Annotated in this window: 15 protein-coding genes; 8 read left to right on the forward strand and 7 right to left on the reverse strand. The window is 36.0% G+C overall.

Annotation, left to right across the window (positions count from 1 at the left end; all coding sequences use genetic code 11):
- Positions 1–346: 346 nt before the first annotated feature.
- Complete coding sequence (gene csaA, locus AC6CHV_RS03520; protein WP_341331296.1) at positions 347–676, reverse strand: chaperone CsaA; 330 nt, start codon at positions 674–676, stop codon at positions 347–349.
- Positions 677–902: 226 nt separating this feature from the next.
- The gene (locus AC6CHV_RS03525) at positions 903–1,709 is read right to left on the reverse strand and encodes an aldo/keto reductase (protein ID WP_341331295.1); all 807 of its coding nucleotides are present in this window, start codon (positions 1,707–1,709) and stop codon (positions 903–905) included.
- A gap of 277 nt (positions 1,710–1,986) precedes the next feature.
- Here AC6CHV_RS03525 and AC6CHV_RS03530 point away from each other — a divergent pair, with 277 nt between their 5' ends.
- On the forward strand, positions 1,987–2,382 hold the full coding sequence (locus AC6CHV_RS03530; RefSeq protein WP_498078136.1) for a hypothetical protein: 396 nt from the start codon (positions 1,987–1,989) through the stop codon (positions 2,380–2,382).
- A complete protein-coding gene (locus AC6CHV_RS03535) occupies positions 2,382–2,588 on the forward strand; it encodes a helix-turn-helix domain-containing protein (RefSeq protein ID WP_498078137.1) in 207 nt (68 codons plus the stop codon). Before AC6CHV_RS03530 ends, AC6CHV_RS03535 begins: the two co-directional genes overlap by 1 nt.
- A 382-nt stretch (positions 2,589–2,970) precedes the next feature.
- Here the strand turns inward: AC6CHV_RS03535 and AC6CHV_RS03540 are convergent, their stop codons facing one another.
- Together AC6CHV_RS03540 and AC6CHV_RS03545 are read right to left on the reverse strand one after the other, a co-directional pair.
- A complete protein-coding gene (locus AC6CHV_RS03540; RefSeq protein ID WP_498078138.1) occupies positions 2,971–3,423 on the reverse strand; it encodes a GNAT family N-acetyltransferase in 453 nt (150 codons plus the stop codon).
- A 135-nt stretch (positions 3,424–3,558) separates the two neighbouring features.
- On the reverse strand, positions 3,559–3,936 hold the full coding sequence (locus AC6CHV_RS03545; RefSeq protein ID WP_498078139.1) for a hypothetical protein: 378 nt from the start codon (positions 3,934–3,936) through the stop codon (positions 3,559–3,561).
- A 225-nt stretch (positions 3,937–4,161) separates the two neighbouring features.
- Here AC6CHV_RS03545 and vanR point away from each other — a divergent pair, with 225 nt between their 5' ends.
- The 5 genes from vanR (at position 4,162) to vanT (ending at position 10,013) form a co-directional block, all read left to right on the forward strand.
- Positions 4,162–4,869: a VanR-ABDEGLN family response regulator transcription factor gene (gene vanR / locus AC6CHV_RS03550; protein ID WP_498078179.1), complete on the forward strand. Its 708-nt coding sequence runs from the start codon at positions 4,162–4,164 to the stop codon at positions 4,867–4,869.
- Positions 4,862–5,956, forward strand: a complete 1,095-nt coding sequence (gene vanS / locus AC6CHV_RS03555) for a vancomycin resistance histidine kinase VanS (RefSeq protein ID WP_498078140.1) — start codon at positions 4,862–4,864, stop codon at positions 5,954–5,956. The genes vanR and vanS overlap by 8 nt, the downstream gene beginning before the upstream one ends.
- Positions 5,957–6,088: 132 nt before the next feature.
- Complete coding sequence (gene vanG / locus AC6CHV_RS03560; RefSeq protein ID WP_498078141.1) at positions 6,089–7,141, forward strand: D-alanine--D-serine ligase VanG; 1,053 nt, start codon at positions 6,089–6,091, stop codon at positions 7,139–7,141.
- A complete protein-coding gene (locus AC6CHV_RS03565) occupies positions 7,138–7,905 on the forward strand; it encodes a D-alanyl-D-alanine carboxypeptidase family protein (protein WP_498078142.1) in 768 nt (255 codons plus the stop codon). Before vanG ends, AC6CHV_RS03565 begins: the two co-directional genes overlap by 4 nt.
- The gene (vanT, locus tag AC6CHV_RS03570) at positions 7,902–10,013 is read left to right on the forward strand and encodes a serine racemase VanT catalytic subunit (protein WP_498078143.1); all 2,112 of its coding nucleotides are present in this window, start codon (positions 7,902–7,904) and stop codon (positions 10,011–10,013) included. Before AC6CHV_RS03565 ends, vanT begins: the two co-directional genes overlap by 4 nt.
- 207 nt (positions 10,014–10,220) lie before the next feature.
- Here vanT and AC6CHV_RS03575 read toward each other — a convergent pair whose 3' ends face one another.
- Positions 10,221–10,469, reverse strand: coding sequence for a PepSY domain-containing protein (locus AC6CHV_RS03575; protein WP_341331287.1), 249 nt, complete (start codon positions 10,467–10,469; stop codon positions 10,221–10,223).
- Positions 10,470–10,739: 270 nt separating this feature from the next.
- Between AC6CHV_RS03575 and AC6CHV_RS03580 the strand changes: the two genes are divergently transcribed.
- A complete protein-coding gene (locus tag AC6CHV_RS03580; RefSeq protein WP_498078144.1) occupies positions 10,740–11,162 on the forward strand; it encodes an RDD family protein in 423 nt (140 codons plus the stop codon).
- Positions 11,163–11,674: 512 nt separating this feature from the next.
- Here AC6CHV_RS03580 and AC6CHV_RS03585 read toward each other — a convergent pair.
- Both AC6CHV_RS03585 and AC6CHV_RS03590 read right to left on the reverse strand, forming a co-directional pair.
- Positions 11,675–12,250 (reverse strand): PhzF family phenazine biosynthesis isomerase, encoded by a 576-nt coding sequence (locus tag AC6CHV_RS03585; RefSeq protein ID WP_498078180.1) that lies wholly within the window; start codon positions 12,248–12,250, stop codon positions 11,675–11,677.
- Positions 12,247–12,534: a PhzF family phenazine biosynthesis isomerase gene (locus tag AC6CHV_RS03590; RefSeq protein ID WP_498078145.1), complete on the reverse strand. Its 288-nt coding sequence runs from the start codon at positions 12,532–12,534 to the stop codon at positions 12,247–12,249. The genes AC6CHV_RS03585 and AC6CHV_RS03590 overlap by 4 nt, the downstream gene beginning before the upstream one ends.
- Positions 12,535–12,691: the final 157 nt, after the last annotated feature.

Genomic DNA, 12,691 nt, shown 5'->3' on the forward strand with positions numbered 1-12,691 from the left:
TCAATTTATTAAAATTTATTTATCCAATTTTTGCTGTCGTTAATTATGATTAAATTTGATTTGAAAAATGCCATAAAAAAAAGCATCCGTTAAAGATGCATACTTTGCAATTCTTCCATATCTTTGTCGCATAAATAAGTTTAGTAACCTATTATTTAATGTGAATGATAAACCATACACAATGCTTTATTCCATTAAACCGCCCCGTTCGTTTAATAACTTCAACAAAAGTGCGTTATTCATTCTTGGATCAACGCACCCGTAAGCTGAAGTTGTTGTCGACATTTTTTGAAAGATAGCACCGTAACTTTTTTACTGAAAACAAGTAGGATGTTCCTTTAAACTCCTATAATATTGGTGTTCCATTTTTAACAGATTCATCTGGCTTTAAAAGTACCACGTCACCTTCCTCTGGTACACCGCCAATTACCAAAACTTCCGATTTAAAACCTGCGATACGTCTTGGAGGGAAATTTACTACCGCAACCACCTGCCGACCAATAAGTTGTTCTGGTGTATATCTTTGTGTAATTTGTGCCGAAGAATGTTTAATACCAATCTCTCCAAAATCAATTTCTAATTTTATCGCAGGTTTTCGTGCTTCTGGAAAGGGTTCTGCGTTAATAACAGTACCGATCCGGATGTCTAATTTCAAAAAATCCTCTATTGTTGCCAACTAATTTAGCCTCCAATCATTTACATTTAGTACCATTTTACCAAATTGCATTAAAAAATTAAATCATCAAACAATTTGCCTCGATTGTTGACATCAGTTAAACATCTCTCTTTCACTAAACAGCCCGTTAGTTCAACAAAAAAATGCTACTATTGCTATCACATTGTTTGAAAAAATCAAAATCCTAGCGATATTATTCATATCACTAGGATGAAGAACTACCTAATTATAAGTTTTCAATCGTTTCTATATCTCTTTCAGATAATACGAAATCAAAAAGATCTAAATTAGATGCTTGATTTTCACGGTTGTGAGATTTAGGAATAACAATCACACCGCGTTGAATTTGGTATTTTAATAAGACTTGTGCACCAGACTTTTTATAAGCTTTACCGATTTCATCCAAAACTTCTTTTTGATGGGGTTCTACTTTCATAGGTCCCCATGCAACAGGTGTAATGCCCTCGCCTTTTAATACGGCAAGGAGAACTTTGTTAGGTTCTTTTAAGTTAACTTGGATTTGATTGACAGCTGGCTTCACTTTCGCAAACTCTTTCAATTCATCTAGATGATTTTTTCCAAAGTTTGAAACGCCGATTGCTTTTAATTTGCCAGCTTCGTAATATTCCTCAAAGACTTCCCAAGTGTTTTTAAGTTGTACTTTGTCTTCGATAGGGAAGTGAATAAGAAGTAGGTCGAGAAAGTCTGTTTGGAAGTTTTTTAGACTGTTATCGATAGCTGCTCGAGTAGCTTCCTTTGAAGAAATATATTCTTCGTTTCCTGGAACTTTTGTCGTAATGAATAACTCTTCTCGAGGCACTTTGCTTTCTGCTAAAACTCTTCCTACAAGTTCTTCGTTTCGATAAATGATGGCTGCGTCTATTGAACGGTACCCCAACTCAAGTGCTGATACTAATTCAGGAATTTCATTTGTTAACTCCCCGTTATAGTCGTTATTTTCTTTTCCATAAGTATTTGTACCTGTACCTATAATTGGCATTTTTAACCCATTATTAAGTGTTATGTATTCCATATTTTTAAGCACTCCCTCTGTATACGCTAATTACTTTACTAACATAGATCATTATAACAAACTATAGAATTTTCAAATAGCAATATGAGAAATCCTATTTAGATAAACTCACCATTTAGTTTAAGTACATAGTTTCACAAGATCCATTCATCTGCTTTTTAGTACTTTTTAGTATATCTTTATTTTTCACTAAACGAATAAGGTTGATTTATCTCAAATAATGTTATATATTTCTAATATAGTGTTATATATTTCTAACGTTGGGTGGTCATATATTTTGAACATTAAAATATTACTTTTATTAGTTACTTCTCTTGGTGTTGTATTCGGAATGTTATTTCAAATTGGTTCTTTCTTTCGAAATAATGACAGTTTATCAGCATCATTTTTATTAATTGGATTAGTAAGTTTTATTGGATTGATATCAATAATTTTAAAAAGACTTTTCTCTGAACTAAAACAAGGTATCTCATTTGAAGATGAACGTTCTAAAAAAATTAAGTTACATTCAGCAGGAAAAGCATACTTTTATTCCTTATATATATGGATTGCTTTACTTACTTTTCAAAAATACTTCAACAAAGATGACATTTTATTATTAGGATTAATTGGGATGGTATTAACCCTATTTATATCTTGGTTCTTTACCAAGAATAAGAAAGGCTTAGAATAATGAAGACAAAGATTAAAGAATACAGAGCAAAGCATAATATGACTCAATTAGATCTTGCAAAAGCAGTTGGAGTAAGAAGAGAAACCATTAGCTTTTTAGAAAAAGGTGAGTATAATCCTTCCTTAAAATTAGCAGTTAAAATCGCTCACCAGTTTCACATAACGGTAGAAGAATTATTTATTTTTGAAGAAAACGATTTAAAATAACTGCTCGTTTAAGGAAGGAGGTGATATAGATGTTCGTATATTTGTACCGCAAAATGAATAAAACTCAACAAAAAATAACTTTAGGACTAACAATTACTATGTTAATCACTGGTTCGCTAATTCTCTTCATTTAATACTGTCAAATTTTTTGTAACAAATTGTAAATACGAAATATAAAAAGTGACATAAACTTCCTCTAAATACTTTACTAATGAAAAGAAAGTGCTTAGAATTGGAACTACATTCATGCACTTTCTTATTTTTTAGTTTCATCTCTATTCAACATTCCTGCCCCGTTATTTGAATAGTAAGCTGCCTGGATTGGCAGTCGATCCATAACTCAAATAATCCATTAGTTCAACTAAGAATCCCCTTTTTAAACCTACAAATCTTGAGATAATCGCACCATATCCCTACACTTTATACCATTTTCGAAAATTGCTTCCGAATAGTGCCTAATGAAGAAATCTATATCAACACCAGTTATTCTGAAACCACATTTTTGGTAAAGGGCTATTTGTCCGATACTTGAATTTCCTGTACCGACTTCTATAGTTCGATATCCTTTTGACTTAGCTACATTAATTGCATCAATTACTAATTGTTTCCCCAAGCCTTTGCCATGGCGGGTTTTTATTACTGCAATATTCACCAACTCCACCGTTTCATGTCTTGTCGGGAGTAGCACATACACCCCAATGATTTGCCCATCACTTTCGGCTACATAGCACTCTCCCCTTTTTATATATTCCTCAACAAGTATTCTAGAAGGGTCAGCTAATAACAACAAATCCATTGGGGGATCTTCATTGATATGTAGTTTACGAATGACCATATTACTCTCCCACTTATAACTGTATTTTCTTTCACTTTATCATTTCTTTGTTAAACAAACCTGTTCATAGTTTAATAACTTCAACAAAAATAAACGATAATCCTTCTTGGATTATCGCACCCATTAGCGGTATCATTATTTTTTGTTTTTATTTCTACACTGGATAATACTTTCTTTTTCAGAAATACTTTTTTCTACTCTAACTTTATTTATTTCAACACCCTTTTCAGGAGTATCGGTCAATGTGAAATGAATTCTATCAAAGGGAATGTCACCATGATGTGAACCATAATTTAACGCACTTCCATTTACAATATGTCTGCGATTATCACCTTCAATTCTTTCGATTTCTATTCTTGGACACAAAATAAAATCTGAATATTTTTGGTCAAGATAAGAATAGTATCTTGCATATAAAGTTTCTTCGAGCAATTCATTTTTTAATTCTCCTCCTCTCCACCCCACCAAGATTAGTCCAACTAGAACAATAACTAATATGAACATTCCTTTCATGAATTTCTCCCACCTCTGGATAAATTTATATGGGTATTTTTCCATTCAAATTAAATTAAATACATGAAGGAGCTGTCTTTTCGACAGCCCGTTGATCAACGATCCTGCCCCTAGTGAAAATCAACTTCAACATCTTGTTACATCGCTCCCCTTCTATTTCTTGTAAAAATGATTTATTCTATAGAAAGTTAAACAAACAGTTGTATGATGTATTGAGGTGGAAAAATATTGAATCCTATTTTAATAGTCGATGATGAAAAAGAGATTGCCGATTTAGTGAAGTTTTATCTGATGAATGAAGGCTATGAAGTTCAAGTGTTTTATGATGGAAAGCCAGCTTTAGAGTATATTCAGAATCATGAACTCGAGCTTGCCATTTTGGATGTGATGCTCCCCAATGTGGATGGATTTACAATATGCCAGAAGATCCGTGAGAACTATCATTATCCTGTCATTATGCTAACAGCAAAAATTGAAGATATCGACAAAATTACTGGACTTACACTAGGTGCCGATGATTACATTACAAAGCCGTTTAACCCGCTTGAAATGGTGGCAAGAGTGAAAGCCCAACTACGACGCTATAAACGGTATAACTCGAACAATAGTCTTATTACAGAGCCTACACCCACTGCCCAGGAATTCGACTTCTCAGGGTTAATCATCAATCAGGATACCCATAAATGTACACTTTATGGTAAACCTCTCCCCTTAACTCCAATAGAATTCTCGATTCTGTGGCATTTATGTGAAAACAAAGGGAAGGTTGTTTCTTCTGAGGAATTGTTTGAAGCGGTGTGGGGCGAAAAGTATATTGATAATAACAATACCGTTATGGCCCATATTGCACGTTTGAGGGAAAAAATGAAGGAACCTTCGCGAAAACCAAAGTTTATTAAAACGGTGTGGGGGGTTGGCTATACCATTGAATAGAGAGAGTGCCGCAAGCAGCGGTTTGACTAGGCAGATATTCACGAAATTCTTTATCACAATCTTTATTTTTACTGTTAGTTTAGCAGCCGCTATTGTTGTGGGGTATTACATATTGAGGAGTTTTGTGTGGTATTCAACTGATTTGATTTACATTCTGCTCAGCCCCATTCGCAATCACCCCATCCCTTTCATTCTCATAACATGGATGATTGGCTTTATTATCATCTTTATATTTTTTTGGAGAAAAACACTCCATTATGTAGATCAGATTGTGGAAGCAAGCAGAAATCTTGCTACTGACAATAGTGATTACATCCGTCTTCCATCTGAATTAAAACAAGTGGAAGATCGGATGAATGCCATTAAGCAGGAATCCATCCGTAATGCCCGCCTAGCGAAGGAAGCAGAACAGCGGAAAAACGACCTGCTCGTGTACTTGGCTCATGATTTAAAGACACCATTAACTTCTGTAATTGGCTATTTAACCTTACTTCGAGATGAGCAGCAAATTTCGGAGGAACTCCGGGAAAAATACTTATCCATTTCATTGGATAAAGCTGAAAGGCTCGAAGAATTAATTAATGAGTTTTTTGAAATTACACGTTTTAATTTAACTCAGTTAAGTCCTGAGATGAGCCATATTAATCTCACAAGGATGCTCGAGCAGATTACGTTCGAATTTAATCCGCTGTTTGCTGAAAAGAACCTAACCTGCCAGTTAGACATTGAGGACAATCTGGAAATCTCCTTTGACGTGAATAAAATGGAGCGTGTCTTTGACAACTTAATCCGCAATGCCATTAATTACAGCTATGAAAATAGTCCAATCATCATTCGTTCGAAGAAGGACAATAATGATTTACAGCTTTATTTTATAAACAATGGCCCTGTTATTCCAAAAGACAAGCTTAATCGTATCTTTGAACAATTCTATCGATTGGATACATCACGCGGTACGAAAACAGGTGGTGCTGGCCTGGGGCTTGCTATTGCGAAAGAAATCGTAGAATTACACGGAGGCACCATATCCGCTCAAAGCGAAGAAGAGAAAGTCGAATTTATCGTCAGACTCCCTCTTTCACCGTAAGAAAATTGTAAGAATTAAAGAAGAAAAACGTATTATTTCCTTGAGGATAAACGAAAAACTAACACTATTTGTTTTAGTACGATACAAGTACAGAAACAAATAGTGTTTTTTATCTATAAGGAGGAAATAATTATGGAAAAAATGATCGTTGCTGTTATCTTTGGAGGCTGTTCAAATGAATATGAAGTATCACTGCAATCAGCTTACTCTGTTATTACCCATATGGACCAAGATAAATATGAAAAAGTGTTAATTGGCATTACAAAGGAAGGCCACTGGTACCGTTATCAGGGTAGCGTGGAAAATATTCTGAACAATACCTGGTGGTGTGATGAGGTAAACTGCATACCTGCCTTCTTTTCTCCTAATCGCTATGAGAATTATCTACTTGAAAATCGAAATGGACATGTAACCGAAACAATGATTGATATTGTTTTCCCGGTGCTACACGGCAAGAATGGCGAAGACGGAACACTACAGGGATACTTAGAACTAACCGGAATCCCATACGTCGGATGTGACACCTTGTCTTCTGCTTTATGCATGGATAAAGACCGTGCACATAAATTAGTGGAGCTTGAAGGCGTTAAAACACCTGCTTCCATCGTTTTTTCGAGGTCTCAATTAATGGAAGAGATTGTCACACAAACAAGTCACCTCCAGCTGCCGCTTTTTGTTAAGCCAGTCAAATCAGGGTCATCGATTGGAATTACGCTCGTTACAGAAAAGGAAGAACTTCCAAGTGCAGTTGCTGAAGCCTTTTCTCACGATGAGCGGATCATCATTGAAGAATATATTGAGGGATTTGAGGTTGGTTGCGCGATTCTTGGAAATGAGGACCTGATTGTGGGGGAAGTTGATGAAATTGAATTAGAGACTGGGTATTTTGATTTTAATGAAAAATACACCCTTACTACCTCAAACATTCATATGCCAGCCCGTATTGATAAAGATATGAAAGCTAAAGTAAACGATACGGCTATTCAAATTTATCGTGCACTTGGCTGCTCTGGATTGGCAAGAGTGGACATGTTTATTACACCAAAAAGAGACATTGTCTTTAACGAGGTCAATACCTTCCCTGGCTTCACCGATCACAGCCGATATCCAAATATGATGAAAGGCATTGGGGTAACGTTTTCTGAAATCATCGATCGGTTGATCCAATTGGGGTTGGAACGATGAGAAAGATAACATTACACAAAGATGATATTTACAGAGGGTATTTGATATTGGTTAACCGTGATCATGGTCTGAAACAGATACAAACTCAATATTCACCAACACTTGTTCCAAGTCTAGCAAACTATGAAACGATTTTACTTGAAAGAAGAGCCGCAGCATCGTTAACACAGCTTCTAGAAAAAATTGGATCACGAGGAAGAATTATTCCGGTTAGCGGATACCGAAGTAAGGCTGAACAAGAAAAGCTATACCAAGATTCTCTCATTGAAAATGGCAGAAACTTTACAGAACAATATGTAGCCTATCCAGGCTGCAGCGAACATCAGACTGGCCTTGCGATTGATTTGGGAGAAAATCTAGCCGAGATCGATTTCATTCGTCCATCCTTTCCATATACAGGGATCTATTCACATTTTCGTGAGCTTGCCGCAGACTATGGTTTTATTGAACGTTATTCGCGTGGCAAAGAACAGATCACAAGGATCTCACATGAGCCATGGCATTTCCGCTATGTCGGATATCCTCATGCAAGAATTATGGAACGCCACAGTTTCTGTTTAGAAGAATACATTCAGTTTCTTTCCGATTTTCCGAAGAATGGCCAGCACTATATCTTTACGGAAAAGGGTAAAGAATTTGAGGTTTACCATGTAAAGGGAATGGATGAGGAGACTGTAATTGAAATACCTAAAGATTGCTTGTATCAAATTTCAGGGAATAATGTGGACGGCTTTATTGTGACAATATGGAGCAATCCTTTATGAGTAAAACAGGATCATTAGACTCATTCAGATTACTAGCTGCCTTCCTCGTGATAGCTAACCATACCTCCCCTCTTCTTTCTTATGGGGAGGATGCCGATTTCATTTTGACTCGAATCATTGCTAGAATGGCTGTCCCCTTTTTTCTAATGGTTAGCGGATATTTTCTATATCAATATATTGAAAATGGGGACAACTCTTATATTCTAGCTTTTTGTAAGAAAATTGGATTTTTATATGCCCTTTCGATCCTTTTATTTTTACCGCTAAATTTGTATGCAGGGCATTATGAGGTTCCAAATTGGGGATATGAATTAGTAAAAGATATCCTTGTTGACGGGACATTTTATCATTTATGGTATTTTCCTGGGCTTATAGTAGGTGTGATTATTGTTGTCTTTCTCGTTCGAAAAATTGGGCTAAAATTGACAATTATTATATCTGTTATTCTTTATAGTATAGGACTGTTTGGGGATAGCTACTATGGGATTACTGAGCAGTTTCCTAGTTTAGAAGTGTTTTATCAAGCGGTTTTTATTGGAGCGGATTATACGAGGAATGGCGTTTTTATGGTGCCAATCTTTTTAATCCTGGGAATGCTACTTTATAAAGGAAATATAACAGCTTCGTTTTCGGTAAATCTACTATTATTCGTGATCTGTTTCTCTTTCCTTATTGTTGAAGGACTATTACTGCATTATTATCAATTTCAGCGCCATGATAGTATGTATTTTATGCTAATTCCAGCTATGTATTTTCTTTTTCAATGCCTACTGCAGATTCGTGGAAAAAGCAGTAAAAGCATTCGAACTATCTCGACGATTATGTATATCATACACCCGTGGATGATTGTACTTGTTCGCTTTACGGCAGAATTTTTCACACTAGAGAAATGGTTTGTCGAAAATAGTATGGTGCATTTTTTGGCAGTCAGTTTCCTCTCATTTATTTTGGCTTGGGTGCTGATCATTTTTTGGCCAACGCGGAAAAAGTCAACACCATCACCGACTAGCAGAGCCTGGGCAGAGATCGATTTAGTTGCACTACGTGGAAATGTAAAGCAGCTAAAAGGAATTCTTCCGGATAAAACTGATCTCATGGCTGTAGTCAAAGCAAATGCGTATGGCCATGGAGCAGTAAAAATTGCGAAAGAGCTATCGAACCAAGGGGTAAAATCATTTGCCGTTGCTACTCTAGCTGAAGGAATTGAACTTCGGAAAAACGGAGTAAAAGGTGAGATTCTCGTTTTAGGTTATACCCCTGCCCAACATATTGGAGAAATTAAAAAATACAAATTAACGCAAACTGTAATTGGATTGAGTCATGCAAAGCAGTTAAACAAACAGGGTCTTCCTATAAGGGTTCAAATAAAAATAGATACTGGCATGCATCGTTTAGGAACAGACGCCTCACAACTTTCAGATTTGAAAGAAATCTATAACTGCAAACATTTACATGTTGTCGGTGTATTTTCTCACTTAGCGGTCTCTGACAGCGTTAGTTCAGAGGATATAGCATTTACGGAAATGCAGATTGATAGATTTAACCAGATCATTAAGTGGCTAGAATCACAACAGCTGCCAGTCGGACAGCAACATATTCAAGCGAGCTATGGAATCTTGAATTACCCTCAGCTACAGTATGATTATGCTCGTGCGGGAATTGCTCTATATGGTGTTTTAAGCAAAAACGATTCAGTAAGGTCAGATGTGGAACTGAAGCCCATCTTATCCATTAAAGCTAAAGTGGCGATGGTGAAAAATCTACAGCCAGGTGACCAACTCGGCTATGGCAGAGCATATACAGCAACAAGAATGATGAAAACAGCGGTCATTACGATTGGTTATTCAGACGGGATACCAAGAAATATGAAAAACGGGAATGTCCTCATTCGTTCACAAAAAGCTCCTATTATTGGCCGAATTTGCATGGATCAGCTGATGGTTGATGTTACCGCTATTGAGGGTGTACAGGCAGGAGATATTGCAACGCTGATTGGAACAGATGGTTCTGAACAAATTACCGCCGAAGAAGTCGCAGAAAAATGCGGGACTATTACGAACGAATTATGTAGCAGACTAGGATTGCGGCTGGATTACGTTTATAAATAGGATTGAACAGATTCCTCATTGCCCTGTAAGTGTTAGACCTCCACTAACATTTACGGGGTGTTTTATATGTTAAGACTCTTCTCAGCCGAACCCAACAACATTCAAAAAGCAAATTTACATCCTCTAAATACTTCACAAACTACAACGTTAATCAAACAAAAATGCGATGCCTAAACATCGCACCCGTTATTTAAGTTATCAGTCGTATTAATCAAAGTCATTTTCTTGATCGACTTTTAGAATTCTCCCTGTTTTTGCAAGAATCTCAACTTCAAATATTCTGTTATCCGGCGTTAAAATAAACACTTCATAAACTAAAACACCATTTTCCAAATCCATATCTACGTGTAGAACTCTCCCAGGTACACGTTTAAGTGCAATTTCTTGAGCTTGTTGCTTCGTAATTCTTTGTCTATACATTGGTATAGAATTATTTGGATAATAATTTTCATACATTGAAGTTATTCCTCCTCATTAAAAGGTCAACATATTTAACCATATGTAGTAGACAAATTATAGGTGCACATAAGAATCTTTCTAAAAGTAACTTGCTCAATCGATAAATTTCCTTTTTTATGAACAGCAGCATATGGCTTAATCAAAACATTTACAGGGACATATACTCGATGATTTTTACTATTATATGGGTTGATCTTATTTTAAGGATGGTAAAAAAAGGTTATCAGAAGTCATAATAGATGAATACAATCTAATGGAGGTGTTTATATGCATAGTACTTTTGAACCTGCTGGGTTTTGGATTCGTCTTGGTGCTTCAATTATTGATGGTTTTGTTGTATTTCTAGTTGTTTTTCTATTTTCACTCATTTTTAACTTTCCGATATATGATGATTCTTGGCAAGATGGCCTGCTAGAATTCTTATATGCTTTATGCTTACCAGTCTTATGGTACGGGTACACAGTTGGAAAGAGGGTATGTGGGATTCGAATTGTGAGGGTTGATGGTGAAAAACTACACATTGGAAATATGCTACTTCGGATTGTAGTAGCAGGGCTAATATACGCCTTGACTTTAGGAATCGGAGCTATTGTTAGTGTAGTAATGGTGGCCGTCCGAGAAGATAAAAGAGCCATCCATGACTTCGTTGCCGGCACATATGTAACCTATAATCCTCCCGAAAGAAATTAACAGGGGCAGAATATTGCCCCTGTATGAAGTAATTCCTTGTAGTATTTAGATGTCGTTTTTAACTCGTCTTCTCAGAGGTAACATTATCGAAAACCAAACAACAGTCGTAAAATTAATTTAGATAATTATTGACCCGATTCATTTCCTTTTTGAAGTGTTTTTATTAGTTCTACTAAATTATCATTAAATCTAGATATCTCATATTCATTTATTTCATTGTTTTGATTATTGTATGATGTATCTCTGATTGCACTCGAAATATTGAAAAAAGAAAATAATATGCAAATACCTAAAATAACAATTGCACCAGTCAAAGATAATCTTTGTTTTTTTCTGGCTCATCGAATTCCCCCATGGATTACATTCATAGTAATAATTTGTTATTATATTTGATTGTTCTTCTTTTTCCTTCTTAAAACACAATATGCGATTGCCTGTTCAGCAATCGCAACCGGAATTTTATTTTTCTATCAGGTATCGCTATAATTCAATAACATATTAAAGTCTACACATTAAATATTTAGTTTTCCTTCAATACAAGTTACTGCATGACCACCGATTAAGATTTTATCGTTATCCATAAATTGTACTTCAACCCTGCCATTTCTTCCTACACAAAAACCCTGACTTGCTACATAAGTTGGTTCTCCGATAAGTTCATGTTTTTTAACTACTGCTGCCACACAACCATTTCCACTACCGCAAACGGGATCCTCATCTATTCCTTCGTTAGGGGCGAATGAACGAACTTCAACATTAGCTTCAGTATTTCCAGAAGTAAGTCCAAATACAGTTACACCTGTTACACCTGATGGAATTAATGTGGAGAGTTCCGCCATGTCGGGTCGTAAGCTTCTTACTTCTTCTGCATTAGATAATTGTATCGTAATCCAAATTGCGCCAACATCAACCGTTTCACTAACTTTAACACTATTTGAATCGACTCCCAATGCTTTTGCAAGTCTATCTACATCAGCAGATGGTACGCTTTTTAGTTTGGGATTGGGTAATGAGAGAAACAGTTTATCTTCATAAGTAAAAATAGTAACTAACCCGGTCCCACACTCCTGAACTAATCGTCCTTCTATCTTAGTTTAATACCATGTTGAATCACTGCAAAAGCAGAACCTATCGTTGGGTGTCCCGCAAAAGGAAGTTCACTATTAGGGGTGAAAATGCGCAATCTATAGTCAGCCTGTGGGTCCGTTGGCTTGCATACAAAAGTGGTTTCAGATAGGTTCGTCCAGTTTGCGATTGCTTGCATCTGTTCTGTAGAGAGTTCATTGCCATCTAGTATTACGGCAACTGGATTTCCTCTGAATGGAATCTCTGTAAATACATCAACTTGTTGGAATGGAACTTGATGGTTCATCTTTTTTCCCCTTTCAAACATCACTAAAATTGTGCCTTTCAATCTCTAATACAACTTTTGACTTCTCTATTGAAATCTTTTTTACAAACCGCTATTAAAGTTGAAATAGCAAAGTACTGGTATTATTTTCGGCTAATGAATTCGCTGGTGAAGTTAA

The organism is Ferdinandcohnia sp. GQ5 (assembly GCF_059759275.1).